Genomic DNA, 26358 nt, shown 5'->3' with positions numbered 1-26358 from the left:
GGCCCGACCGCTACATCTGGTTCGGCAGCCAAAGCACGATAATGGGGAAGGCGATCAGCACGACCAGGCGCACGAGGTCCGAGGCAATATAGGGTGTCACGCCGGCATAGATCGACTTGAGCGGCACGTTCGGCGCCTCGCCCTTGATGACGAAGACATTGAGGCCGAACGGTGGCGTGATCAGGCCGAGCTCGGTCACCATCACCACGATGACGCCGAACCAGATCGGATCGAAGCCCAGGCCGACGATACTGGGAAAGAACACCGGCACTGTCAGCAGGATAATCGCCATTGCCTCCATGAAACAGCCGAGGATGACATAAAACAGGATGATGAGCGCCAACGTGCCGTAGCGCCCGAGATCGAGGGAGAGCAGCGTTTCGGCGACCTGCTGGGGAAACTGTGTGATCGTCAGGAATCGGGCGAACAGGATCGCCCCGATCAGAACGATGAACAGCGCACCTGTCGTGATCAGCGCTTCGCGCAGGCAGTCGAGCAGCCGGGCGAGCGACATGCGGCCGATGGCAAACGCCAGGATGCCGACGGCGGCGGCGCCCATAGCGGCGGCCTCGGTCGGGGTGAAGACGCCGCCGTAAATGCCGCCGATGACGAAGGCGAACACGGCCAGGATCGGCCAGACGGTGCGCAGCGAAACGATGCGGGTGCGCCAGTCCGACCGTTCGCCCGCAGGCACCCATTCCGGCCGCACCACGGCGACGCCCTGCACCGCCGCCATATACATCAGCACGGCGAGCAGGCCGGGGAGCAGGCCGGCGACGAAGAGCCGGCCGATATCGGTTTCCGTTATGATGCCGTAGACGGCGAGGACGATCGAAGGCGGGATCAGGATGCCGAGCGTGCCGCCGGCCGCGATGGTGCCGGTCGCCAGGCTGTCGGCATAGCCGTAGCGGCGCATTTCCGGCAGCGCGACCTTGGACATGGTCGCCGCGGTCGCAACCGACGAACCGCAGATGGCGGCAAATCCGCCGCACGCCGCGACGGTGGACAACGCCAGGCCGCCGCGCCGGTGGCCGAGCCAGGCGTTGGAGGCGCGGAACAGGTCGCGGCTCATGCCGGACGCGTTGGCCAGCGCGCCCATGAGGACGAACAGGGGGACCAGCCCGAAGGTGAAATCGGTCAGTGTACGGATCGGCGTCAACTCCAGCAGCGACAGGGCCGGGCCGATATCCGTCAGAACGGCGAAGCCGCCGACGCCGACCAGCACCATAGCGATGCCGACCGGCACGCGCAGCAGCATGAGCGTGAACAGGACGGCGAAAGCGCCGATCGCGAGGCTCAATCCGTCCATCTTGCAGCAGTCCGCTTGCTAGTCGACCGCCGGCCTGGCCGTCGGCGCGGCGATCTCTCTGCCGCGCAGGACCGCCCAGAGGCGCACGGCGCTCAGGAAAGTCGCGGCGCAGGCCGAGAGCGCCACAAGCCCGTAGAAGATCCACAGCGGGAGGGCGAGATCGAAGGTCACCTCCTCCGATGCGATGACGGACCCGACCCGGCCGAACATTATCCAGGCGATCGCCAGGATGACCGAGAATGTCACCGCCGATGCGACGATGTCGATGATTCGCTTCGCGCGCGCGCCGACGGCAAGCCATACGGTGTCCATGGTGATCTGCTGGCCGTAATAGGACGCCAGCGCGATGCCGTTCATCAGGGCGATACCCATGACGAGCCGGCCAAGATCGTTGGTGTCGGGAATCGGCGCGTTGAAGAAAAAGCGCAACAGCACCGAGACGAAGACCAGCAGGGTCACGCCGAGCAGGAGCAGGGCGGCAAGGACGGACAGGGTCCGGATTGCGCTGTCGAGAAGTTTCGATTCCATTCCTGGCCCGGTATCGGTCGGCGCGGCGCCGGCGCCGCTCGCCCTTTTTCGCATTTCGGGCGCGTTCGCGCATCCCCGACATATGAGAATATTATTGTATTTTACATGTTTTTGGGTATGGTGAGAACCGCCTGCAACGGACGGCCCCCGGTCCGGTTTCCGGCCGGGTGCGGACGCACCTTTGCCGGTATCGAGGGAGGAAAACAGATGGTTATTCGCACGATCCGCATCGCGGCCGCCGCGGTACTGGGCCTGGGCCTGCTGGCCGGACCGGCCCAGTCGAAAACGGTCACCCTGAAATTCGCCCACTGGGTGCCGCCGGTGCATCCACTGCACAAGGCATTCGTTGCCTGGGGCACATCGATTACCGAAAAATCGGGCGGCAGCATCAAGTTCCAGTATTTTCCCGCAAGCCAACTCGGCAAGGCGAGCGATCATTACGACATGGCGAAGACAGGCATCGCCGATGCGGTCTGGATCAATCCCGGTTTCAACCCGGGTCGCTGGCCGGTCACGTCGCTGCCGGAACAGCCGCTGATGTTGAAAGAGCCGCTCGGCGCCTCGCGGGCTCTGACGGCCTGGTATGCCGAATTCGCCGACCGGGAAATGACCGACGCCAAGAACTGCCTGATGCACACCATGGTGCCGCTGACGATCTTTTCGACCCGCAAGGCGATCAAGACGCCGGCGGACCTGAAGGGCGTCAAGATGCGGCCTTCGAACGCCACTCAGGCGCGCATCTTCAAGCAGGCCGGCGCGGTGACCGTGTTCTCGCCGTTCCCGAAGATCCGCGACACTTTCGAGCGCGGCATCGCCACGGCCTCGACCGGCGTCCACGGCGCGCTGATCGCGTTCGGCGGCCACAAGGCGACCAAGTACATCATGGATGTGCCGCTGTTCGGCGCGGTCTGGAACATCGTGCTGAACAAGGCGGCCTACACCAAGCTGGACGCGAAGCAGAAGGCGGTCGTCGACGCGCACTGCTCGCCGGAGTGGGCGGTCCGGATCGCCGATCCGGTGGCGCAGTCCGACTGGGCCGGAGAGAAAAAGCTCCGCGCGATGGGCAAGACCTTCGTGCCGATCTCGGACGCCGACAAAGCCGCCTGGCGCAAATTTTCCGCGCCGGCGCTGGACGCCTGGAAGAAGGATGTCGCCAAGCGCGGCTTCGACCCGGAAGCCGTCTACAAGTCGCTGATCGACAAGCTGAGGACGGAGAAGGCGCTGGTCGAATAGGGCGCCGGCCGAACGCGTAATCGAAACGGGCGCCCCGGGGCGCCCGTTTCCGATTCAGGAGCCCGAAGCGCGCACCGGCCGGTCGAAGGCGCCCGCCATCGGCACGGTGCGGTCCGTACCGGCCAGCTGCGGCCAGCCGATTGGGCTGCCGACGGTTTCGGCCACAGCGCCGGCGGGCGGATCGACCCAGCCGGAAGCGACAAGACGCCGGCCGGTGACGGCGTCCGCCGCGGCTGAGCAAAGCCAGGCGACCGGCGGCGCCATTGCGGCGGCAGGCACCAGGGAGGCCCGGTCGAGCCCCGGCAGGTCGGGCACCATCGGCGTATCGGCCGGGCCGCCTGGAATGACGACGTTCACCGTGACGCCGGTGCCGGCCAGCTCGGCAGCCCAGGCGGCGGACAGGGCTTCGAGCGCGGCCTTCGATGCGCCGTAGGATGCCACGCCGGGGCGCAGCATCGAATCCAGGTTGGTCGTGACGTTGACGATCCGGCCCCAGCCGCGTGCGATCATCGGGCCGGCGACGGCGCGCGCCGCATGGAAGGCACCGGCGACGTTGACATCGAACAGGCGGCGCCATCGGTCCGCCTCGACCGTCGTGAGATCGACCGGGCGTTCGAAGATGCCGGGATCGACGAAGGGCGGACCCAGGCCCGCCGCGTTGACCAGGACGGCCGGTTCGCCGAGTCCGGCGGCGAGCCGGCCGACGGCGTCTTCGACCGCGCGGAAATCCGCGATATCGACGGTCACCGCCATCCGGTCGCTCTCGGGGATGTCAAATGCCGGATGCGCCGGCGGGAGCGCCGCCCGGTCGAGCAGGGCCAGCCGGAACCCGGCCTTTGCCAGCCCGGCCGCAATGGCGGTTCCGAGCCCGCCGGCCGCGCCAGTGACGAGGGCAACCCGGTTCGGCGTCATGGCGCTCTCCCTTCCGTTGCTCCGCTGGACTTCGGCCAGCGGTTCGGCCAGAAAGTTCCGATACGGCTCGCCAGCGGAGGGACATTGCATGCCGGCCTATCTCGTGACCAGCGTCGAAGTCTTCGACCTGCCGACCTTCAAGGCGGAATACAGTTCGCGCGGTGCCGCCGCGGTCGCGCAATATGGCGGCCGGTTCCTGGTCGAGGGCGGCAAACCCGAACCGATCGAGGGCGACTGGCTGCCCAAACGCATGGCGATCGTCGAATTCGAGTCGGCGGAGGCGGCGCGGCGCTTCTACGATTCCCCGGAATACCGTGAAGCCCGGCGCCATCGCCGGGACATCGCCGATTTCAACATGATCCTGGTCGAGCCGCCGAACGGCTAGCCTGGCCGGAACGGCTCGCGCAGGCCGGCCCGCTCCAGCAGGGGCAGCACCCGCTCGATAAAGAACGGCAATTCCTTCCGGAAATCGAAGAAGCTCAGCGAGGCGCCCGAGACGCCGGCGCCGTGCAGGGCGATCAGCCCCTCGGCAACCTGCTCCGGCGTCCCGACCAGCGGGAAGGAGCCGTGACCGCCGGCGACCCGCTGCCGGGCGGCCATGACATCCGCCGGGGCGGACTGTGAGGTTGCCGCCTTGGCGCCGGTCCAGCGGTCGACCGCCTCGTCGTCAGCCTGGCGGAGTGCATAGTCGTCGTAGAAATTGCGGGCCTCGGCCTCGGTTTCCCGGCACACGACATGGGTTATGGCGCAGATGCCCGCGAACCGGCCGCGGGTCGTGGCGTCGGCGGCGATTTCTTCCACGACCGCGGCTGCGTGATCGGCGTCGCGCACGACCGCGAACAGGAAATCCGCGGCATGGGCGGCGAAGGCCCGGCCTGCCGGCGACCCTCCGGCCGACATGATGACAGGGCCCGGCTGCTGCACGGTCGGCGGATCGGAATAGGCGTCCTGTAACCGGTAGTGGGCGCCGGCATGGTCGAAGCGGTCGCCGCGCACCAGCCGCCCGAAAACCTCGAACCATTCCAGCCCCTGCTCGTAGCGCGCACCGTGCTCCGGCAGGGGCACGCCGAACATGTCGAACTCGTCCCGGTTCCAGCCGCAGACGATGTTGAGACCGGCGCGGCCGCCGCTGACATGGTCGATGGTGGAGACCGCCTTGGCCGCGAAGACCGGATGAACCAGGGCGACATGGACGGTGCAAAAGATGCAGGCGTGTTCGGTGATCGCCGCAAGCGCCGCCGCCTGGGTTAGCGTTTCGTAGGACCGGGCGGCGTTGTCGTGGGTCCCGCCGTAACCCTTCCAGCGCGCCAGCGGCAGGTTGAATTCGAGGCCTGCCTCGTCGGCCACTCGGCTCGCCTCGGCGATGTCGGCCCAGACCGCCGGCCAGCGACCTTCCTTGCGCGTGATCGCCAGCCCGCCTTCGGCATTCATCCGGAACACGCCCAGCTTGAAGGCGTTGGGCCCGAACATCGGATTGGCACGGCGCGCCGTTGTCATGGCAAGAGACCCCGGACCCGTCGCGCTCCGGCCGCCCGCGCTACGGCTATTCGGCGGCGATCCGCCCGCCCGCGCCGACCTCCGGGAACAGCGGCGCGACCTCCTCCATGAAGCGCTGCATCTCCTCCCGGGTCTGCTGCGGGTCCTTGAGGCCGATGTTGACGTAGAGGCCGAGCTCGTCGATCCCCATCTCGGCGAAGCGGCCAACCGAGTCGGCGATCGCCTGGGTGCTGCCGAGCAGGACCATGCCCGAAACGAGGTCCTCCGGCTTCATCCGGCTGACCCGGTCGGCCATGTCGTGCCAGTAATCGTAGGACTTGGTCTTGGCCTTGGAGGCCGTCCGCATCGTCGGCAGGGCGTTTTCCAGGAAGAAGCGGATCTGCCGTTCCCGCGCCGCCCGTTCCTCCTCCGGCGTGTCGCCGAAATGCAGGAAGATCGACGAGTTGACGACACCCGGTTCGTGCCCGTTGGCCGCGCAGTTCTCCCGGTAGTAGTCGATCATCTTGTCGACGCCGCCGAACGACATGCCGGCGGCGAAGGGCGCGATCGACATGTTGAAGCCGCGCCGGCAGGTCATGTCGACCGTCGGCCGGGAGAAGCAGGCGACGTAAACCGGCAGCGGATTCTGGACCGGCTTGGGGACGATCTCGACGTCCTCGAAGCTGAAGAACGCGCCGTCATGGGACCAGCGCCCTTCTTCGGTCCAGGCCCGGTGGACGATGTCGAGCCCTTCGGCCAGCAACTCTGCATTGCGCTCGAATTCGATGCCGAAGCGGTCGTATTCGTGCTTGTCGAAGCCGCGGCCGCAGGCAAAATCGACCCGCCCGCCGCTGATCACGTCCACGGTCGCCCAGTTCTCGGCGACGCGCAGCGGATGATGCAGCGGCAGCACGGTCACCGCCGGCATCAGCCGGATCCGTTCGGTCCGGGCGGCGACGACGCCGAGCATGATTTCCGGCGAGGCGTTGGTGCCGAATTCGTTGAAATGATGCTCGCCGATCCAGGCGGAATGCATGCCCAACTCCTCGGCGTAGACCGCCTGGTCGACGATCTGAAGCAGCAGCTCTTCGACTGTCCGGGTGTTGTTTCTGTAGGTGTTGTCGGCGTTCGAAAAGTAGCTGAACTTCATCGCCATCTCCGGCGCCCGGCCCTCATCGTCGCGCCGGACGAAAAAATGTGAAATTTAGATGTATTGTCACATAAATCGGCTCGCCGGACAAGCCGCAATCCGCCGCTCGCCCGGCTTCGCGGCGCCGTATCTAATAACGGGTCGGGTCCGGAGTACCTCTCCCCACTATCTACAGGCCATGGGATTGGCCCCCTGAAGTCGGACAGTTGGTTTGAAGCAGTTTGAGCGGTGCCACGGTCCTGTGTCAGGTCCTTCCATCGCGTGACACGGCGCTATTCTCCGAGCGCCCCTTCGCCCAACAATCGGGCGCAGGCGGAATCCGAATAAGAAAGTTCCTGCTTCAGGACGTCGAGTGTGTCTGCGCCGAGTGCCGGAGCTCGACGTCGTACGATGCCCGGCGTACCTGAAAGACGCGGCACGACATCGGGCGTCCTGTATTCGCCGAGCTCGTCATTCCGCTCCCAGCTGCAGCCGCGGGCAGCCAGATGGGGGTCTGCCGCCAGATCGGCAACATTATTGATGGGGCCGGCAACCAGGCCCTGGCTCTCGAAGCCTTGAATGAGATCCTGGCGCGTCTGCGACCGGGCCCAGTCGGCGAACTCGCGGCAGATCAGTTCCCGGTGTTTCGTTCGCGATGCATTGTCGGCGTACCGAAGATCGGTGAGCCAGTCGGAACGATTCACAAGCCGCGCCAGACGCCGAAATTGCTCGTCATTCTGTACCGAGACGCAGACCCACCGATTGTCGCCGGTCAGAAAATGTCCGGTCGGCGCGCCGCCCAGACTGTGATTTCCGCTACGGCTCCAGACCTCCTGCGAAAGGTCGAAGTAGCTCAAGAGCGGCGCGGTCATTCTGAATGCGACGTCGTAGAGCGCGATATCCACGGACTGGCCGCGCCGGTCGGGGGCCCTGTCCCGGCCGTAGAGCGAAAGAATGGCGCCGAGCGCTCCGGCGACACCTGTCATGAAATCGCAGACGGGAATGCAGCCGCCTGCCCGCATGGGCGGTCCATCGGCGTCGCCGGTCAGTTCGCTCAGGCCGCTGAATCCCTGAGCAATGGGATCGTAGCCGCCTTCCGACGCCTTGGGGCCTGTACGACCGAACGCGCTGACGTAGACGACCACCAGGCTTGGGAAGGATTCCTTCAGTATTTCCTCGGTGAATCCCCATTTTTCCATGGTACCGGGTCGGAGGCTGTTGATGAGCACATCGCAGCGCGCGATCAACTCTCCGAGCACGGTCCGGGCCGAGGCCTTCTCGAGGTCGAGCACGACGGACTTCTTGTTCCGGCCATTGGCCTTCCAATACAGGCTCTCGCCATCGACCGTCGGCCCGAACTGGCGGAGAATGTCGCCGCGGCCGGGCCTCTCGACCTTGATCACCTCGGCGCCGAACTCGCCCAGCAGCGTGCCGATGAAGGGGCCGGCGACGAGTTCTCCAAGTTCGAGAACTTTGAGACCGGAAAGAGGAGGCTTGGTCATTGATCGTTTGCTGCCATCTCGGGTTCTGCAGTCGTCGGCAATCGCCGGCGCATTCCGGAAAGGCAGGCCCCGAAGCTTTGTCCTTCCCCGATCCGGGAGCCCGCCGAATTTCCAGTCAGGCCGTTCGCCGCCGCTCAGTGGCCTGGCGGATGAGATCGACCGCCGTGTCCGTCGAAATGACCGGGGCGAAGAACATGTCGAGCCGCTCGAGAGTCGGCGCCTCGTCCTGTTCCCGGCCGCAGCCGCAGGCGTCGCCGATGACGATGGGCATGTAGCCCATGTCGCGGCAGCTGCGGGCCGCCTGCTCGATGCACCAGTCCAGGTGGAAGCCGGACAGCAGGACGGTCCGGACGCCCCGCATGTTCAGGTAGCTTGACAGCATGGTGCCGAGAAACACGTTGCCGAGCGACGTGTAGTGGATGATCTCGTCTTCCGGCCGCATCAGCTCCTTGATTTCCGCGACCGCGTCGCAGTCCCGTTCCCTCTGTTGGTCGGTCCAGTCCTCCTTTCCGGAGGCCCAGTAGTCGTACTGCGACCTGTCCATCGGCGATTGCGGGAAGCCCTGCCGGAAGATCTCGTAGCGGGTGAAGAACAGATCCATCCCGGCGTCGCGGCAGGCGTGAATCAGCTTGACGGTGTTGCCGAGCGCGCCGCCAGGCAGGCGGGTTCGCTCCCACAGCCGCTCGTGGGCCTGCGCGCCGAAACTGCTCAGTATGCTGTTGGAGTATCCGATCGCCAGATACGCCGTCGGCAGGGCCAGGATTTCCGCGAAATCGACATCTGCCCATTGCGGATGCGGTTCCGGGATTTTCGAACGCCAACCGGTCTTCTGTTCAGGAATCATCGCTTCCTCCTCTGGAATGATGTTCATGGGGACTGCGCACGCCTGCGGCGGCGCGTTTCTCCTCGAGAATTTTTCGATAGCTCTGGTATTCCTCGTGATCGGCCATCCCGAGATAGAACCGCCGAACGCTGTCGTCGCGTGCCAGCTCTTCGGCAGGACCCTGGGAGACGATCCGGCCGCCCTCCATCACATAGGCGTATTGCACGATGGAGAGCGCCATGAGGGCATTCTGCTCGGCCAGGAGGATGGCGACGTCTTCCTCCCGGTTGAGGCGATGAACGATCTGGAAGATCTCCTTCACCAGCAGCGGCGCCAGGCCCATCGAGGGCTCGTCGAGGAGAATGAGCTTCGGACGCCCCATCAGGGCCCGGCCGATCGCCGTCATCTGCTGTTCTCCGCCGGACAGGTAGCCGGCCTTCAGCTCGCGCCGTTCCGCGAGATTCGGGAAATACTCGTAGACCCGCTCGAGACCGTTCCTGACGCTCTCGCCCCAGGCCTGCGCATAGGCTCCGGCGCGCAGGTTCTCCTCGACGGTCAAATGCTCGAACAGCCGCCGGCCCTCGAGGACCTGGACGATGCCGAGCCGCACGATGTCGGCCGGATCGAGCTTCACGATGGAACGGCCGAGAAACTCGATCGCGCCGCGGGCGACTTCTCCGCGTTCCGCCCGCAACAGGTTCGACACCGCCTTCAACGTGGTCGATTTGCCGGCGCCGTTGGCCCCGAGAAGGGCGACGATGCCCTTCTCGGGGATTTCGAGCGACACGCCCTTGAGGACGTGGATGACGCCGTCGTAGTAGACCTCGACGTCCTCGATCCTCAGTACGGGCGCCACGGTATCACTGCTTCGTCTGTTTCCTGTACTCGGTGGCGGCCCGCTTGATTTCGGCCCGGACCACGTCCTCGTAGGGCGGGACCCACCCGGAAATCGTGGTCCATTTCTTGCCGTCCCAGCGCTGGAAGAGCTGCGGCTCGATTCCGCCGTGATAGGTCGCGGAGAACACCAGTTCCGGCAGCAATCCTTCGGCGCCGAGCTCCTTCAGCCTCTTCCCGTCCAGTTTGATCATGCGAAAACCGTCGCGTACCTTCTTGCCGTCGAGCGGCATGCCGGCGCTCTTGATCGCGTTGCGGAAGGCCTCGACGATGATGATCCCGGTCAGGACCCCACGATTATAGGCAACGGTACCGACACGCTTCCGTTCGATGTTGCCCTTGCCCTTGTCGTGGACCTTCTTGATGATTTCCTGGATCACCGGGAAATCGAGGCCGACACCGTGATAGTTGGCCGAGACGTAGCCCTTGGCAAGATCGCCCGCGGGCGTGACGTCCTCCTCGGAGCCGCACCAGAGAGTCCCGACGAATTTTTCGATCGGAAATCCGACCTTCTTCATCTCGGTCATCGGCACGTTGCAGGACTGGCCGTAATTCCATTGAATGGCCCAGTCGGCCCGGAACCGGCGCGCGATGTCGACCCAGGCAGCGCTCTGCTCCAGGGCCGGCCAGGCCAGTGGCCACGACTTCCATTCGAACCCGTACTTCTTGGCGAGCGCGTCGAAGATCGGGAACGGCTGGCGGCCGTACGAGTTATCCAAGTGCACGAAGGCAATCTTCTTGCCCTTGAGCTTGGCCTCGCCGCCCTCCTGTTGCGCGATATAGCGGATGGTCGATGCGGCCTGGGACCAGAAGTTCAGGATGACGGGGGAGAGATAGGGAAATGTCTTCCCGTCCGTCGATTCCGATCGTCCGCCGGCAAGATTGATGCCGAGGACCTTGTCTTCCGTGAGCCGCTTGGATAGTGCGAATATCACCGGGGTGCTGTTCGGGTAGACGATCTTCCATTTGCCACGGAACCGCTCGTAGCATTCGAGCGCGCGGGGCGTCTTGTAGCCGAACTCACACTCCTCCCACTTGATCTTGACGCCGTCGATGCCGCCGTTGGCGTTGACCAGGGCGAAATAGTCCTGCTGGCCGGAACTGACGCCGCTTGCGGCGGAAGCGAACGGTCCGGTCCGGGTGACCAGCATCGGATGATAGATCTCTCCCTCCGCGGCGATGCTGGTCTGCGCCGGTAAAGCCGATACCGTCGCCAGCATGCTCGCGGCCAGGACTCCGGGTGCGAGTGCCGGGGAAAGGCGTATGGATGCACGTTTCATAAACATATCTACCTCCTGTTTCCATGCCGTTGCGCGATGGACAATGTCGAACCGGCCCGATCGGCCGATCCTTCAGTTTGCTCGCGAACGTCTCGCCGCTTCATGTGCGCACCGCCGGCCCGAGCCGAATCTCGAATCGCGCCGAAAACCGGCGCCAGATATGGGCCAGCCCCAACGGTTCGAAGATCAGGAAGAGGACGATCAGAACGCCGAATACGACATGCTCGGCGTTCGCGAGCACGGCAGCGGATACGATCTCGCCGCCGACAATTCCGTACAGGTTGTGCATCCCGATGCTGATCGCGATGGGCAGCAGCGCGATGAAGGCGGCGCCAAGGTAGGATCCGAGGATGCTTCCCAGGCCGCCGATGATGATCATTCCCAGGATCTGGATCGAGAGCTCGAGCTCGTACTCCTGGACATTTGCCGCTCCGACCCAGGCAAAAACGACAAGGGCGCCCGCAATCCCGCCGTAGAACGCCGACACCATGAAAGCGAGCAGCTTGTAGCGAAGCATGGAAATGCCCATCACCTTCGCCGCCACGTCGTGATCCCGGATGGCCATCCAGGCTCTTCCGATCCGGCTGCGGGTCAGATTCCAGGCGAAGATCGTCAGCACCGCGGCGACCGCGAGCGCGAAGTAATATTGTTCGAGGGCGGTATCGATCTCCCAGGCGCCGATGAAGACCGGCGGCGTGTCGATGGTCACCATCGACCCCGCACCGATCCAGGGTACGCGCTGGATCGTCCAGACGATGATGAACTGGGCGGCCAGCGTGGCGACCAGCAGGTACAGGCCCTTGATGCGCAATGACGGCGTCCCGACGACGGCGCCGACGATGGCCGCCGTCAATCCGGCGATGAGCAATGTGAGGGGGATGGGAATCCCGTATCGTCCGTAAGCGATGACGCCGGCGAAGGCGCCGATGGCCATGAACGCCGCCTGACCCAGCGAAATGAGCCCGGCATACCCCGTCAGGACGTTCAGGCCGAGGGCGGAGATCGAGAGAATCAGCATGGGAACGAGGATTCCCTTGAGCCAGTAATCGCCCAGAAACGGCGGCACAAACAGGAAAAGGACAACAAGCAGGAACAAGGCGAGCCGGTCCGCGGACCGCGGCAGGTAGCGCATGTCTCTTTCGAGGCCGTGCGGCGACGGCGTTCGGGCATCCGAAAGGGCCATTCACACCCTCTCGATCATCTCTTCGCCGAACAGGCCGTAAGGCCGGAACATCAGGAACAAGAGCGCCACGAGATAGGCCATGATGTCCTGAACGCCGCCGCCGACGAGCGGGCCGATGAATCCTTCGCCCAGCGCCTCGGCTACGCCGACGATCAGGCCAGCGACAATGGCGCCGGGAATGCTTTCGATCCCTCCGATGATGAGCACCGGCAGCGCCTTCAGCGCGATCAGCGACATCGCAAAGTGGACGCCGATCCGCGCGCCCCAGAGCATTCCGGCGGCCAGCGCCACAATGCCGGCCAGGACCCAGACGATGGTCCAGACCTTGCGCAGCTGGATGCCCATCGACTGGGCCGCCACATGATCGTCGGCGATCGCCCGCAGTCCGAGCCCGATCCGGGTCTTGTGGAAGAACAGGACCAGCAGCACCACGAAGAAGGCGGCGGCCAGCGCGGAAATGAAATCCGGCATCGATACGAAGACGCCGCCGATCATCAGGGGCTCGACGGGCAGGCCGAGCTTCAGTCCATGGGGCTGGGTGCCCCAGAATATCTGGGCCGATCCCTCCAGGATGAAGGCGAGCCCCAGCGTCGCCACGAAAATGACCAGCGGTTCGGCGCCGACCAGTGGGCGGAAAATTGCCCGCTCGGCGAAGACCGCGACGCCGCCCATCACGGCGACGGTGAGCAGCAGGGCGATCCAGAAACCGAAAAGGGGAATGAGGCCGACAAGGGTCAGCGCAGCGAACAGCGTCATCGCGCCCTGCGCAAAGTTGAACACGGAGGACGCCTTGAAGATGAGGACGAATCCGAGGGCTACCATCGAGTACATGGAGCCGATGAGCAGCCCGGTGATCGTGAGTTCGATGCCGTAGATAAGGTCGTTCATCAGGCGTCCTGTCCGAGATACGCCCTGATCACGGCCTCGTCCTGTCGGACCGTTTCCGCGTCGCCCTCGGCGATCTTTTCGCCGTGATCGAGCACGACCACGCGATCGGAGATGTCCATGACCACGCTCATGTCGTGCTCGATCAGGATGATGGTCGTCTTCAGGTCCACGTTGGCGTCGACGACGACGCGCACCATGTCCTCCTTCTCCTGCCGGTTCATGCCGGCCATGGGCTCGTCCAGGATAAGCATTGCGGGCTCGGCGGCCAGCGAACGCCCCAGTTCGACCCGCTTCTGAAGGCCGTAGGGCAGCGTATCGGCGGTCCGAGTCCGGTATTCCGTGAGGTTCAGAAACTCGACAATCTCTTCGACCCTGCGGCGATTTTCGAGCTCTTCGCGCCGCGCCGGGCCCCAGTGGATCCCGCCGGCGAACAGGCCGGTGCGCATGTGCAGATGGCGACCGACGAGGATGTTCTCGATCACCGTCAGGCCGCGGAAGAGCGCGAGATTCTGAAATGTACGTGCGATGCCCAACGCCGCGACCGCCTGCGGCGAGGAGGCAGTTCGGTCCTGACCTTTGAAGAAAATGCGCCCGGATGTCGGCCGGTACAGGCCGCTGATTACGTTGGCCATCGACGTCTTTCCGGCGCCATTGGGACCGATGATCGAAAGGATCTCCCCTGTCAGCACGTCGAATCCCACATCGATCAGAGCCCGCACCCCGCCGAACGAAAGAGAGATGCACTCGGTCCGCAATATCGGCGCTTCCGACCGGTAGCGAACAGGGTTCGTGTCCCGGACTTCGTCGGCGACGACATCCTCGGCATGTGCGCTGTCGAACCGCCGGTCAGCATCGCTGTCCGCTTCCCTGTTCACGCTCGAGCCGCCTGGAACGAGACCGCTTCGTTCGCAAATTCCACGGCGCAGGCGAAGGGTTTGCGTTGATTACCGGTTGCTGCGAAAATCGCCGTACCCCCCTGAGAAAACTGCGCGGCGTGCGCCTAGGGGAGCCGGCACCCGTGCGGCCGCGGACGGCTTACGGGGGTGGCTCCGGGCCGCATCCTATTCCGCGGCGTGGCGGTCGCGCCTGGACAATCCTTCAGCGATGAAACCGACCGCCGCCTCCGTCGCCATCACTGGTGCGTAACAGTTATTGATCTGCTCCAAGGTCTGGTCGTGCAGCGGCCGGGTGCTGCCGCAGGCATCGCCGACGACGACCGGCATGTAGCCCAGTTCGCGGGCGTGCCGGGTGGCCATCTCGATGCACCAGTCGGTGTGGTAGCCGGAGATCAACAATGTCCGCGTGTGCCATTGATTGAGCCACCGGTTCACCGGTGTCCCCGTGAAGACACTCCATCCCGGATAGACCAGGGTGATGTCGCCAGGCTCCATGATCGCCTTCACCTCGGGGACGAGATCGGCTTCCCAGTCCTTCTTCTCGCGGTCGCCGACATAATCCTTGTTCCAGAAATGGTATTGCACGCGATCCATTTCGTTCACGGGCTCAATTTCGCCGATGAAACGGTCGTATCGCAGCCACAGGAACGGCATGCCGACGCTGCGGGCAGCTTCGGCCAGGCGCAGCGTGTTGTACAGCGGGCCGCCTTGCTCGTTGGCGTCAACCCAGATCCGTTCGTGGGTCAGACAACCTTCGGGATTCAATATGCTGTTTTGGGAATCGGTATTGAGGAAAGCGACGTTGGAGGTTAGCAGGCCGGGAAAGTCGAGTGGCCTCCATTGTTCGTGAAGTTCCGGAACCATGTCTCTGCTGCCCACCTGTTTGAATCGATGCCGCAACGGCAGACAGTCGATTATGGGAAGCTGCTCATGTATTTGTCCAATGCAATTTAGTTCCAAAACCTAGCTAATTTCGATATAAATTGAGGCATGAAGCTCACCCACTTTCGTTATTTTGCGGCGGTCGCGGAGGAGATGAGTTTCTCCCGCGCTGGAGATAGGCTGCGTATCAGCCAGTCCGCCCTCTCGAGGCAGGTTCTTCTGATGGAAGAAGAACTCGGGGTGCGCCTGTTCGATCGCATCGGGCGGCATATCGAACTGACGGCGGCGGGGCGGGACCTCCTCGACCGCAGCAAGGCAATCCTCAATGATGTCGATGCTCTGAGTCTGCGGGCGAAGGCGCTGGCGAAGGGTTCCAGGGGAGTGCTCCGGATCGGCGCGACGCCGCAAACGATGGAAAGCGTGGTCGCGCGGTTTCTGGCGACGTTCCGCCGGCGGTCGCCCGACATCGAAATCAAGCTGGTGGAAGACGGCTCTGCGCGGCTGAGCCAGCGCCTGGAGAGTGGCGATCTGGAACTGGCGATCGCCGGACTGCCTTCGAACTCCGCGCTCGCAGGAAGGCCGTTGCTGCCCCTAAGTCTCCTGGCGGTGGTTCCGGCCGGGAGTCGCTTCGCCGGACGCTCGAGAGTCGACATCGGGGAACTGGCGTCGGAGACGATACTGCTTTTGAAACCACAATTCATGACGCGGCGTATTTTCGATGGCGTTTGTCAGGTCGCCAACATCAACCCGCAGATTCTCATAGAGAGTGACAGCCCGCATTGCCTGCTGGCGCTGGTCGAGTCGGACCAGGGGATCGCCGTGGTACCTTCGACGGTTCTGCTCGGTCCGCTTGAGGACAGGGCGATCCCGATCTGCCACGGTGATCGCCTGCTCGGCTTCAACATGTCGGTGCTGTGGGATCCGAGGCGGTTTGTGTCCCCGGCGATGAAGGTCTTCATCGAAGACCTTTACGCAGCAACACGGATCAATTTTCCGGGCAGTTCGTTCAATTTCCCCGACATGGATGTGACCGTTTCCCGGCCGCAAAGCCGAAGCGGTGGTCGTCTGCGGTCTCGGGGCGGATCGCAATAGCCCGACGGAAGGCTCGGTCCTTAGAGCGTCTAGACGGGTCGTGGATTACTTTGGTTCCGCAGGCGACCACGGCATAGCGCTCACCGCCAATCTCACCCGGCTCGTCGGCGCAGACGACGAGGTTTTCCAGCAGCCCGAGGGCGCCGATGGACGCCTTGAACACGGCGTCGGCCCGGGAATCGGGCGGCGTCTTGCAGACATTCTCGGGGGCGAGGCCGTGAAGATCACTGGGTTCGGCAGCTTCGTACTGCGAGCCGCGCCAATCCCGCCGCATCCCGCGCTTGACGACCTCTCGGACCCTGCCATAAGGGGCAGCGATGCAGCGGTATTCGATCTTTTCGCTGGCCCGGAATGCGCTGACCGGCCACCGCAACTGGCCGCAGGCCTGGCGCAGCCCGGCGCCGAAGCCGGAGTACGACGTCGTCATCGTCGGCGGCGGCGGCCACGGGCTGGCGACCGCCTACTATCTTGCGGCGGAGCACGGCGTCACCAATGTCGCGGTGCTGGAAAAGGGCTGGCTCGGTGGCGGCAACACCGGCCGCAACACCACGATCATCCGCTCCAACTATCTGTGGGACGAGAGCGCAGCGATCTACGAAAAGGCGCTGCAGCTTTATGAGGGCCTGAGCCGCGAACTGAACTTCAACATCATGCTCAGCCAACGCGGCGTCCTTAACCTGGCGCATAACGAGCACGACCTGAAGGAAATGTCGCGCCGGGTCCGCGCCATCCGCGGCAACGGCGTCGATTCGGAAATCCTGACGCCGGCTGAGATCAAGAAGCTGGTGCCGGCAATCAACATATCGAAGGACGTCCGCTATCCGATCCTCGGCGCCTCCCTGCAGCGCCGCGGCGGCATCGCGCGCCACGACGCGGTCGCCTGGGGCTTCGCGCGCGCGGCCGACGACCGCGGCGTCGATATAATCCAGAATTGCGAAGTCACCGGCATCGACCGGGACGGCGGCCGGGTGACCGGCGTCCAGACCACGCTCGGCCCCGTCAAGGCCGGCAAGGTCGGCGTCGTCGTGGCCGGCCACGCCAGCGTACTCGCAGACATGGCCGGTTTCCGCCTGCCGATCGACAGCCATCCGCTCCAGGCGATGGTCAGCGAGCCGATCAAGCCGGTGCTGGACTGCGTCGTGATGTCGAACGCCGTGCACGTCTATGTCAGCCAGTCGGACAAGGGCGAACTGGTGATCGGCGCCGGCATCGACAGCTTCAACAGCTACGCCCAGCGCGGCAGCTGGCAGATCATCGAGGGCCAGATGGGCGCGCTGGTCGAACTGTTCCCGGTCTTCTCGCGGCTGCGCCTGATGCGCAGCTGGGGCGGCATCGTCGACACCTGCCCCGACGCCAGCCCGATCCTGTCGAAAACCCCGGTTGAAGGGCTCTACTTCAACTGCGGCTGGGGCACCGGCGGCTTCAAGGCGACGCCCGGCTCCGGCTGGGCCTTCGCCCACACGATCGCGCGCGACGAACCGCATCCGCTCGCCGCGCCTTTCTCGCTCGACCGCTTCACCACCGGCGCGCTGATCGACGAGCACGGCGCGGCGGCCGTGGCGCATTAGAGGCAGGGAGAGGGGACGCATGCTGCTGATCCGGTGTCCCTATTGCGGACTGCGCGACGAGAGCGAGTTCAGTTGCGGCGGCGAAGCGGACATCGCCCGGCCGCCGGAGCCGGAAAAGCTGAGCGACGCCGAATGGGCCGACTACGTTTTCATGCGCACCAACACGAAGGGCCGGTTCAAGGAACAGTGGGTGCACACCCACGGCTGCGGCCGCTGGTTCACTCTGGTGCGCCATACGGTGAGTCATGAGCATGGCGAGACCGGCGTGTTCGGCGGCGTCGCGCCGGAGGCGGACGGGTGAGCGGGCCGCAATTCCGCTTGTCCGCCGGCGGCCGGATCGACCGGGCCGCGGCGCTCGGCTTTTCGTTCAACGGCGAAAGTTTCACCGGCTACGCTGGCGATACTCTGGCTTCGGCCCTGCTGGCCTATGGCGCCTTTCCACTCGCCCGCAGCTTCAAATACCATCGTCCGCGGGGGATCCACGCCGCGGGCGCGGAGGAGCCTAATGCGCTGGTCCAACTCGAGTCCGGCGCGCGCAGTCAGCCCAACCTGCGCGCGACCCAGATCGAGCTCTACGGCGGCCTGACCGCTTCGAGCGTCAACGCCTGGCCGTCGGTCGATTTCGACCTGATGCGGGTCAACGACTGGCTCTCGCCCCTCTTTCCGTCGGGCTTCTACTACAAGACCTTCATGGGCGCCGGCATCGGCGCCGGGCGCTGGTGGAAACTGTTCGAGCCTTTCATCCGGCGCGCCGCCGGTTTCGGCCGGGCCCCGGCGGGGCCGGACCCGGACCGCTACGAGCGCATGAACGCCCATTGCGACGTGCTTGTCGTCGGCGGCGGCCCGGCCGGCCTCTCGGCAGCGCTGGCGGCGGCGAGCCGGGGGAGCCGGGTCATCCTCGCCGACGAACAGGCCGAGCCGGGCGGTGACCTGTTGGCCGGCGACCGCGGCATTGACGGTGCGCCGGCGATGGACTGGACCGCGACCGCAATGGAGACGCTCGGCGCGGCGCCGGACGTGACGGTTCTCACGCGCACAACGGTTGCCGGATTGTATGACGACAATTTCGCGACTGCCGTCGAAAGCGTCGGCGACCATTTCGGGCCGGACGCGCCGGCGCATCTGCCGCGGCTGCGCTTGTGGCGCATCCGGGCCCGGCAGATCGTGCTGGCGACCGGTGCCCACGAACGGCCCTACGCCTTCGCCAACATCGACACGCCGGGCGTGATGCTGGGCAACGCGGTCCGGCACTATGCCGGGCGCTACGCCGTGGTCCCGGGGCGGCAGGTCCTGCTGGGAACCAACAACGATTCAGCGTATCGCACCGCCCTCTTGCTGGCGCAGGCCGGCATTGCCGTGACCCTGGCCGACGCCCGCGAATCGCCTCCGGCCGCGCTGGCGGAGGCGGTCCGCAGCGCCGGGATCGACCTCGAAACGGGATGCGCAATTGCGGCGGTCGCGGGCGACAGGCGCATTCGCGGCGCGAAGATCGCTCCGGTTCGGGCGGACGGTGAAATCGCAGGCTCTCCAAGTCCGGTCGACGCCGATCTGGTCGGCGTATCCGGCGGCTGGAATCCGGCCCTCCATCTGGCTTCTCATCGCGGGGCACGGCCGGTCTGGAACGAGGCGCACGCCTGTTTCGTACCGGACGACCTGAGTGCGCTCGGCGTTCGGGCTGCTGGCGCGGTAACCGGCGCGGGCGCGCTCGCGGAGTGCCTGGAACAGGGCTATGCCGCAGGCCGGGATGCGGCCCGGGCAGCCGGCCGGACGAAACGCATCCGCAAGCCGGTGCTGAAAACCGACGACGGCGCGGCCGGCGCGCCGATCCAACCCCTCTGGGCCGTCACCGCCCGCCAGCCCGGCGACCGGAGGGGCAAGGCGTTCGTCGATTTGCAGAACGACGTGACGGTAAAGGACGTCGCTCTTGCGGCGCGCGAGAACTACCGCTCGGTCGAGCATCTCAAGCGCTACACCACGCTCGGCATGGGCACCGACCAGGGCAAGACCGCCAACGTGACCGGCCTGGCGCTTATGGGCATGGAGACCGGCCGGTCGCCGGACGCTGTCGGCACCACGACCTTCCGCCCGCCCTACACGCCGATCCCGTTCGGCGCGCTCGCCGGGCGGGACCGCGGCGCGCTGTTCGACCCGGTGCGCGAGACGCCGATGTTCGACTGGCACGAAGCCAACGGCGCGGTCTTCGAGGATGTCGGCCAGTGGAAGCGGCCATACGCCTACCGGCGGGCCGGAGAATCGCTGGAACAGGCGATCGACCGCGAGGTCTCGGCCGTGCGTAACGCGGTCGGCGTCATGGACGCTTCGACGCTCGGCAAGATCGACCTCAAGGGGCCGGACGTGGTTACGCTGCTGAACCGCGTCTACACCAACGACTGGGAGACGCTGAAGGTCGGCCGCGCCCGCTACGGCCTGATGTGCCACGAAGACGGCATGATCTTCGACGACGGCGTGACCGCGCGGCTCGCCGACGACCATTATGTGATGACCACGACGACCGGCAACGCCGCCACAGTGCTGAACTGGCTCGAATTGTGGCTGCAGACCGAATGGCCGGATCTTCGGGTGTTTGCGACCTCGGTAACGGAAGCCTGGGCGACCGCGACCGTCGCGGGGCCGGAAGCGCGCAACCTGGTGACGGGCCTGGACAGCGACATCGACTGGTCGGACGAGGCGTTTCCCCATATGGCGGTCAGGACCGGCGCCATACTCGGTGCGCCGGCCCGTATCTTCCGGGTCAGTTTCAGCGGCGAGGCCTCTTACGAGATCAACGTACCGGCGCATTACGGCCTTGCGCTCTGGCAGGCGCTGATCAGCGGCGGCGCAACACCCTACGGCACCGAAGCCATGCACGTCCTGCGCGCGGAAAAGGGCTTCATTATCGTCGGGCAGGAAACCGACGGCACGGTGACGCCCCAGGATGTCGGCATGGGCTGGGCCGTCAGCAAGCGCAAGGACTTCATCGGCAAACGCTCCTACAGCCGGCCCGACACGGCGCGGCCCGACCGCAAGCACCTGGTCGGCCTGCTGCCGCTGGACAGCGGGACGGTGCTGCCGGAGGGCGGGCAGATCGTCAACGATCCGTCCCAGGAACCGCCGGTGACGATGCTCGGGCATGTCACCTCCAGCTACCGGTCGCCGAGCCTGAACGGCGGCTTTGCGCTCGCCCTGCTCAAGAACGGCCGCAACCGCACGGGCGATACCGTCCATGTCCTGAAGCTGGAAGAGGGCGCAGACGCCGCGCGGGTCGTCGACCCGGTCTTCTACGACCGTGACGGAGGACGCTTGCGTGGCTGAGCCGCTCGCCCCGATCCATCCGCTCGCCCTTCCGGCACGGGAACGGGGGCCGGACCCGGCTGCCGTTGTCCTGACGGCCGGGCCGCCGATGGTCCTGCTTGATCTGCGCTGCCGCGACCGCGCATCGCTCGATGGCTTCCTGAAGAAGCCGGCGGGGCTGGTCTCGCCACCGGTTGCGCGGGCGGTATCGGGCGCCCGCGGCACGCTGTTCCGCTTCGGGCCGGACTGGTGGCAGCTGCGCTGCGCCGATCGCAAGCTTGCCGACCGGCTCTTGCAGACCGACGCGGGCGGCCCGGTCGGCGCGACCGACATTTCCGACGCCTGGCTCGCCATCGGCGTTTCCGGGCCGCGGGCACGCGAGGTTCTCGCCAAGGCGGCGACCGTCGACCTGCACCCGGACGCTTTCCCGGCCGGGTCCGCGGCGCGCACGCTGTTCGGCCGGGTCACGGTCGTCATCGCGCGTCTCGAAGACGGAGAACCGGCGGTCTTCGACGTGACCGTCAGCCGGTCCAATGCGCGTTTCCTCTGGAATTGGCTGGCCGATGCGGCCCGGGAATACGGCTTCACCCTGAAACCGGCCGCGGGCGATGGCGCCTGAAACGGAATCACCGGGCGAGCGGCTGTTTGGTCGCGACAGGCGGCGGCTTTCGCGCCTCGACCGGACGCGCCCGATCGGTTAGTCACCTCTCCATCGGACAGAAACGATATCGACCGGACCGGCTGGAACCCTAGGTTTCTTCGATGACGGATGTCCCCCGCCAGGCCGCCAAGACGGGGCGGCGCAAAGCACGCCCGACGCCCAAGGGCCGCCAGGTCGATCCGGCAGCGCTCGACCGGGTTCGGACGCTGCTCGGCGATGCGCCGCGCCGGCGCGACCTGCTGATCGAGCACCTGCACCTGATTCAGGATGCGTATGGCCACCTGTCGGCGGCCCATCTCGCGGCGCTCGCCCAGGAGATGAAGCTGGCCCAGACCGAGGTCTACGAGGTCGCGACCTTCTATGCCCATTTCGACGTGGTGAAGGAGGAGGAGACGCCGCCGCCGGCCCTCACCGTCCGGGTGTGTGACAGCATCAGCTGCATGATCGCGGGCGCGGACGACCTGATAGAAGCGCTGGATGCCGGCGTGGACCCGGCCGCGGTGCGCATCGTGCGCGCACCCTGCATGGGCCGCTGCGAGTCCGCGCCGGTCGCCGAAGTCGGCCACAACCATGTCGTCGATGCCACCGTCGAGACCGTCGAGGCGGCCATCCGCGCTGGCGACACCCACCCGGCCGTGCCGCCCTATCAGGACCTGGCGGCCTATCGGGCGCAGGGCGGCTACCGCCTGTTGGAAGATTGCCTGGACGGCCGGCGCACGCCGGATGAGATCATCGAGATCCTGAGCGATGCCGGGCTGCGTGGCCTGGGCGGCGCCGGGTTCCCGACCGGGCAGAAGTGGCGCTTTGTGCGCGCTGAGCCGGGTCCGCGCCTGATGGCGGTCAATGCGGACGAGGGCGAGCCCGGCACGTTCAAGGACCGCTACTATCTGGACACCGAACCGCACAAGGTGCTTGAGGGCATGCTGGTCGCCGCCTGGGCGGTCGAGGCGGAAGCGGTCTATTTCTACCTGCGCGACGAATATCCCCAGGACCGCGAGATCCTGCTGGCCGAGATCGCCGCGCTTGAAGCGGCCGGGTTGGCGCCGCACACCGAAATCCATCTGCGGCGCGGCGCCGGCGCCTATATCTGCGGCGAAGAATCGGCGATGATCGAATCGATCGAGGGCATGCGCGGCCTGCCGCGGCACCGCCCGCCCTATGTCTCGCAGAACGGGATTTTCGGCCGGCCGACCCTGGTCAACAATGTCGAGACCCTGTACTGGATTCGGGTCATCGTCGAGAAGGGCGCGGACTGGTTCGCCGGTCACGGCCGCAACGGCGGCAAGGGCCTGCGCAGCTATTCCGTCTCGGGCCGGGTGAAGGAACCCGGCGTCAAGCTGACACCCGCCGGCATAACGCTTACCGAACTGATCGACGAATATTGCGGCGGCATGGCCGAGGGCCACACGCTGAAAGGCTATCTGCCCGGCGGCGCGTCGGGCGGCATCCTGCCGGCGTCGATGGCAGACCAGCCGCTCGAATTCGGCGTGCTGGAGAAATTCGGCTCCTTCGTCGGCTCCCACGCCGTGGTTGTACTGTCCGATAAGGACGACATGAAAGCCTGCGCGCTCAACCTGATGCAGTTCTTCGAAGACGAGAGCTGCGGTCAGTGCACGCCCTGCCGGGTTGGCACCGAAAAGGCGGTCAAGCTGATGCAGCGCGACAGTTGGGACGAGCCGCTATTGCAGGAACTGTCGGCGGCCATGACCGACGCCTCGATCTGCGGCCTCGGCCAGGCGGCGGCCAACCCGCTGCTGTCGATCTTCCGGCATTTCCCGGACGAATCGACGACCTGAGCGCCACCGGCCGGCACCTGTGGTCCGGCGCGTGCTTTCGAATTCTCAAGAACTCGTGAAGTCGATACGGGGTCGTGCCGGCCGAGGCCGACCGGTGCGCTGAAGGCCACGCTGCGCCTCAAAAAAATCCGCCGTCCGCCGGGCATCGGAAAGTTGCCGCCGGCTTCGCCGGCTCATGTCCGTCGGGAACGATATTGACGCCCCTTCGATGACATGATGGGCTTTCCGCGATCTGGACCGGTAGTGCCACGGGCGCAGGCGTTGGCATCCGAGAGGCCTGCGCCGTGGCTTTCTTTCCCGGCGCAAATTGCGGGAGAGACGGCATGGACCGGATTAACTCAATCATCGATTCCATCAACGCCTTCGCCTGGGGCCCGCCGATGCTCGGCATCCTCGGCGTGACCGGGCTGCTGCTGACGCTGGGCCTGGTGTTCATGCCGTGGCGGAAGGTCGGCTATGGCTTCCGGCTGCTGTTCGACAAGAACCAGGCAGTCGGAGAGGGTGAGGTCAAGCCCTTCAACGCGCTGATGACGGCGCTGTCCGCGACCGTCGGAACGGGGAATATCGCCGGCGTCGCCACTGCGATTGCATTGGGCGGACCGGGCGCCATCTTCTACATGTGGCTGATCGCGCTGTTCGGCATGGCCACAAAATACGCCGAAGCGGTGTGCGCGGTCACCTACCGCGAGGTCGACGCGACGGGCAAGTATGTCGGCGGGCCGATGTACTATCTGCGCAACGGCGTCGGCGAATTCGCTCCCGAGCTCGGCAAGTGGCTGGGAATCGCATTCGCAGTTTTCGGAGCGGTCGCCGCGTTCGGAATCGGCAATGCGGTGCAGGTCAACTCCATGGCGGCCGTGCTGATCGACAGCTTCGGGGTGCCGACATGGGTGACCGGGGTGGTCGTCGCGGCGCTGGTAGGCATCGTCGTCATCGGCGGAATCCGGCGGATCGGCGATGTCGCAGGCAAGCTGGTGCCGGCGATGATCGTGCTCTATCTGGGCGCGGCGTTGCTGATCCTCGCCATCAACGTCACCGCGATCCCGGACGCGATCGGCATGATCTTCACCTATGCCTTCACGCCGGCCGCCGCGACGGGCGGCTTTGCCGGGGCGGCTGTCGCCGCCGCGATCCGCTTCGGGATCGCGCGCGGGGTGTTCTCGAACGAGGCCGGCCTGGGCTCGGCCGCCATCGCGCACGCGGCGGCGCAGACCAACAGCCCGGTGCGCCAGGGCCTCATCGCCATGCTCGGCACCTTCATCGACACCATCATCGTGTGCACGATGACGGCGCTGGTGATCCTGACCTCCGGGGCGTGGACGATGACCGGCTCGGACGGCGGCGGGCTGACCGGCGCGGTGCTGACCTCGACCGGTTTCCAGGCCTCCATAGCCGGCGGCCAGTATATCGTGACCATCGCGCTGGCGGTGTTCGCGTTCACCACCATTCTCGGCTGGTCCTATTACGGCGAACGGTGCTGGCAATACCTGTTCAGGGAGAAGAGTCTGTTCATATACCGCGGGTTATGGGTGGCCGCTGCGCTCGCCTTCGCCAACGTCAAGGTGGATCTGGTGTGGAACCTGTCGGACACCCTTAACGGGCTGATGGCAATCCCCAACCTGATCGGGCTGTTGCTGCTGGCGCCCATGGTCTTCAAGGTCACGCGGGAGTATTTCGACGATATCGGCAAACCGCTCGGGTAACGCGGCGGCGCTGCGTGCGCCGCCTCCCGGTGTCGTTCCGCGTCGGTAATTGACTCCATAGCGGCGAGCGGAATCGTTATGTAGTCATGCCGGTCGGCGCTAAGCCGGCGCGCCGAACAACACACGGGACGATCCGCCATGATCCCGAACCAGCTTCCCTCGCTGAATTTCGACCTCGGCGAAACCGCAGACATGATCCGCGACTCGGTGATGACCTTTGCGTCGGACCATGTCGCGCCGCTGGCGGCGGAGATTGACCGCACCGACAGCTTTCCGCGCCATCTGTGGCCGATGATGGGCGATCTGGGCCTGCACGGCATCACGGTGGAGGAGGAATACGGCGGCGCGGGCATGGGCTATCTCGAACATGCCGTGGCGGTCGAGGAAGTCAGCCGCGCCTCGGGTTCCGTGGGCCTGAGCTACGGTGCCCATTCCAACCTGTGCGTCAACCAGATACGGCGCTGCGCCAACGAGGAGCAGAAGCGCCGTTACCTGCCGAAACTGATCTCCGGCGAGCATGTCGGCGCGCTCGCCATGTCGGAGCCGGGCGCGGGCTCGGACGTGGTCTCGATGCGCACCCGCGCCGACCGCAAGGGCGACCGCTTCGTGCTCAACGGCTCGAAAATGTGGATCACCAATTTCGAGGAGGCCGACACGCTGGTCGTCTACGCCAAGACCGACCCGGAGGCCGGCCCGCGCGGCATCACCGCCTTCCTGATCGAGAAGGGCTTCGCGGGATTCTCGACCTCCCAGAAGCTCGACAAGCTCGGCATGCGCGGCTCGCCGACCGGCGAACTCGTCTTCCAGGACTGCGAGGTGCCGGAGGAGAATGTCGTCGGCGAGGTCAACGAGGGCGTCCACGTCCTGATGTCGGGCCTGGACTATGAGCGCGCCGTGCTCGCCGCCGGGGCGCTCGGCATCATGCAGGCCTGCATGGATGTCGTCGTGCCCTACATCCACGAGCGCAAGCAGTTCGGCCGGCCGATCGGCGAGTTCCAGCTCATGCAGGGCAAGATTGCCGACATGTACACGACGATGAATGCGTCCAAGGCTTACGTCTATTCCGTGGCGAAGGCCTGCGACCGCGGCGAGACCACCCGCAAGGATGCCGCCGGCGCCATCCTCTACGCCGCGGAGAAGGCGACCTGGATGGCGCTGGAGGCGGTCCAGGCCCTAGGCGGCAACGGCTATATCAACGAATACCCGACCGGCCGCCTGCTGCGCGACGCCAAGCTCTACGAGATCGGCGCCGGCACCAGCGAGATCCGCCGCATGCTGATCGGCCGGGAGCTGTTCGAGGAGACGGCGTAGG

General features: G+C 65.7%; 23 protein-coding genes. 10 read left to right on the top strand and 13 right to left on the bottom strand.

The genetic code is table 11. The features are described from left to right. Positions 1 to 10: 10 nt before the first annotated feature. Positions 11 to 1309 (bottom strand): TRAP transporter large permease, encoded by a 1299-nt coding sequence (locus OXM58_02090; GenBank protein ID MDE0147138.1) that lies wholly within the window; start codon positions 1307 to 1309, stop codon positions 11 to 13. A gap of 18 nt (positions 1310 to 1327) precedes the next feature. Continuing rightward, the gene (locus OXM58_02085) at positions 1328 to 1837 is read right to left on the bottom strand and encodes a TRAP transporter small permease (protein ID MDE0147137.1); all 510 of its coding nucleotides are present in this window, start codon (positions 1835 to 1837) and stop codon (positions 1328 to 1330) included. Between the two features lie 207 nt (positions 1838 to 2044). Between OXM58_02085 and OXM58_02080 the strand changes: the two genes are divergently transcribed. Then, on the top strand, positions 2045 to 3070 hold the full coding sequence (locus tag OXM58_02080; GenBank protein ID MDE0147136.1) for a TRAP transporter substrate-binding protein: 1026 nt from the start codon (positions 2045 to 2047) through the stop codon (positions 3068 to 3070). A gap of 54 nt (positions 3071 to 3124) precedes the next feature. Here the strand turns inward: OXM58_02080 and OXM58_02075 are convergent, their stop codons facing one another. Further along, complete coding sequence (locus OXM58_02075; GenBank protein ID MDE0147135.1) at positions 3125 to 3982, bottom strand: SDR family NAD(P)-dependent oxidoreductase; 858 nt, start codon at positions 3980 to 3982, stop codon at positions 3125 to 3127. A gap of 88 nt (positions 3983 to 4070) precedes the next feature. Here OXM58_02075 and OXM58_02070 point away from each other — a divergent pair, with 88 nt between their 5' ends. After that, the gene (locus OXM58_02070; GenBank protein ID MDE0147134.1) at positions 4071 to 4367 is read left to right on the top strand and encodes a DUF1330 domain-containing protein; all 297 of its coding nucleotides are present in this window, start codon (positions 4071 to 4073) and stop codon (positions 4365 to 4367) included. On the opposite strand, the gene OXM58_02065 is transcribed toward OXM58_02070, so the two are convergent. The 10 genes from OXM58_02065 to OXM58_02020 form a co-directional block, all read right to left on the bottom strand. After that, positions 4364 to 5452, bottom strand: coding sequence for an LLM class flavin-dependent oxidoreductase (locus OXM58_02065; GenBank protein ID MDE0147133.1), 1089 nt, complete (start codon positions 5450 to 5452; stop codon positions 4364 to 4366). The two genes, OXM58_02070 and OXM58_02065, sit on opposite strands and share 4 nt — an antisense overlap. Positions 5453 to 5525: 73 nt before the next feature. Further along, a complete protein-coding gene (locus tag OXM58_02060; protein ID MDE0147132.1) occupies positions 5526 to 6608 on the bottom strand; it encodes an LLM class flavin-dependent oxidoreductase in 1083 nt (360 codons plus the stop codon). A 272-nt stretch (positions 6609 to 6880) separates the two neighbouring features. Continuing rightward, complete coding sequence (locus tag OXM58_02055; GenBank protein MDE0147131.1) at positions 6881 to 8089, bottom strand: CoA transferase; 1209 nt, start codon at positions 8087 to 8089, stop codon at positions 6881 to 6883. Between the two features lie 115 nt (positions 8090 to 8204). Beyond that, the gene (locus OXM58_02050) at positions 8205 to 8933 is read right to left on the bottom strand and encodes an isochorismatase family protein (protein MDE0147130.1); all 729 of its coding nucleotides are present in this window, start codon (positions 8931 to 8933) and stop codon (positions 8205 to 8207) included. After that, positions 8923 to 9768, bottom strand: coding sequence for an ABC transporter ATP-binding protein (locus OXM58_02045; protein MDE0147129.1), 846 nt, complete (start codon positions 9766 to 9768; stop codon positions 8923 to 8925). The genes OXM58_02050 and OXM58_02045 overlap by 11 nt, the downstream gene beginning before the upstream one ends. 4 nt (positions 9769 to 9772) lie before the next feature. Further along, a complete protein-coding gene (locus OXM58_02040; GenBank protein MDE0147128.1) occupies positions 9773 to 11026 on the bottom strand; it encodes an ABC transporter substrate-binding protein in 1254 nt (417 codons plus the stop codon). A 160-nt stretch (positions 11027 to 11186) separates the two neighbouring features. Then, positions 11187 to 12269: a branched-chain amino acid ABC transporter permease gene (locus tag OXM58_02035; GenBank protein MDE0147127.1), complete on the bottom strand. Its 1083-nt coding sequence runs from the start codon at positions 12267 to 12269 to the stop codon at positions 11187 to 11189. After that, on the bottom strand, positions 12270 to 13157 hold the full coding sequence (locus OXM58_02030; protein MDE0147126.1) for a branched-chain amino acid ABC transporter permease: 888 nt from the start codon (positions 13155 to 13157) through the stop codon (positions 12270 to 12272). It abuts the gene before it with no gap. Beyond that, on the bottom strand, positions 13157 to 14032 hold the full coding sequence (locus tag OXM58_02025) for an ABC transporter ATP-binding protein (GenBank protein MDE0147125.1): 876 nt from the start codon (positions 14030 to 14032) through the stop codon (positions 13157 to 13159). The genes OXM58_02030 and OXM58_02025 overlap by 1 nt, the downstream gene beginning before the upstream one ends. A gap of 186 nt (positions 14033 to 14218) precedes the next feature. After that, entirely contained in the window at positions 14219 to 14917 is a 699-nt protein-coding gene (locus OXM58_02020; GenBank protein MDE0147124.1) for a cysteine hydrolase, read from the bottom strand. Positions 14918 to 15043: 126 nt separating this feature from the next. Between OXM58_02020 and OXM58_02015 the strand changes: the two genes are divergently transcribed. The 8 genes from OXM58_02015 (at position 15044) to OXM58_01980 (ending at position 26357) form a co-directional block, all read left to right on the top strand. Further along, positions 15044 to 16027, top strand: coding sequence for a LysR family transcriptional regulator (locus tag OXM58_02015; protein ID MDE0147123.1), 984 nt, complete (start codon positions 15044 to 15046; stop codon positions 16025 to 16027). 317 nt (positions 16028 to 16344) lie between these two features. Next, positions 16345 to 17595 (top strand): sarcosine oxidase subunit beta family protein, encoded by a 1251-nt coding sequence (locus tag OXM58_02010; GenBank protein MDE0147122.1) that lies wholly within the window; start codon positions 16345 to 16347, stop codon positions 17593 to 17595. A gap of 19 nt (positions 17596 to 17614) precedes the next feature. Next, positions 17615 to 17896 (top strand): sarcosine oxidase subunit delta, encoded by a 282-nt coding sequence (locus OXM58_02005; GenBank protein ID MDE0147121.1) that lies wholly within the window; start codon positions 17615 to 17617, stop codon positions 17894 to 17896. Next, positions 17893 to 20907, top strand: a complete 3015-nt coding sequence (locus OXM58_02000) for a sarcosine oxidase subunit alpha family protein (GenBank protein MDE0147120.1) — start codon at positions 17893 to 17895, stop codon at positions 20905 to 20907. The genes OXM58_02005 and OXM58_02000 overlap by 4 nt, the downstream gene beginning before the upstream one ends. Next, the gene (locus tag OXM58_01995; protein ID MDE0147119.1) at positions 20900 to 21505 is read left to right on the top strand and encodes a hypothetical protein; all 606 of its coding nucleotides are present in this window, start codon (positions 20900 to 20902) and stop codon (positions 21503 to 21505) included. The genes OXM58_02000 and OXM58_01995 overlap by 8 nt, the downstream gene beginning before the upstream one ends. Before the next feature lie 143 nt (positions 21506 to 21648). Beyond that, positions 21649 to 23343, top strand: coding sequence for an NAD(P)H-dependent oxidoreductase subunit E (locus tag OXM58_01990; protein ID MDE0147118.1), 1695 nt, complete (start codon positions 21649 to 21651; stop codon positions 23341 to 23343). A 323-nt stretch (positions 23344 to 23666) separates the two neighbouring features. Further along, positions 23667 to 25046, top strand: coding sequence for a sodium:alanine symporter family protein (locus OXM58_01985; protein MDE0147117.1), 1380 nt, complete (start codon positions 23667 to 23669; stop codon positions 25044 to 25046). A 138-nt stretch (positions 25047 to 25184) separates the two neighbouring features. Next, the gene (locus OXM58_01980) at positions 25185 to 26357 is read left to right on the top strand and encodes an isovaleryl-CoA dehydrogenase (protein MDE0147116.1); all 1173 of its coding nucleotides are present in this window, start codon (positions 25185 to 25187) and stop codon (positions 26355 to 26357) included. Position 26358: the final 1 nt, after the last annotated feature.

The sequence above is a fragment of the Rhodospirillaceae bacterium genome (assembly GCA_028819475.1).
Classification (GTDB): domain Bacteria; phylum Pseudomonadota; class Alphaproteobacteria; order Bin65; family Bin65; genus Bin65.
This window is presented reverse-complemented; position numbering and strand designations above follow the sequence as displayed.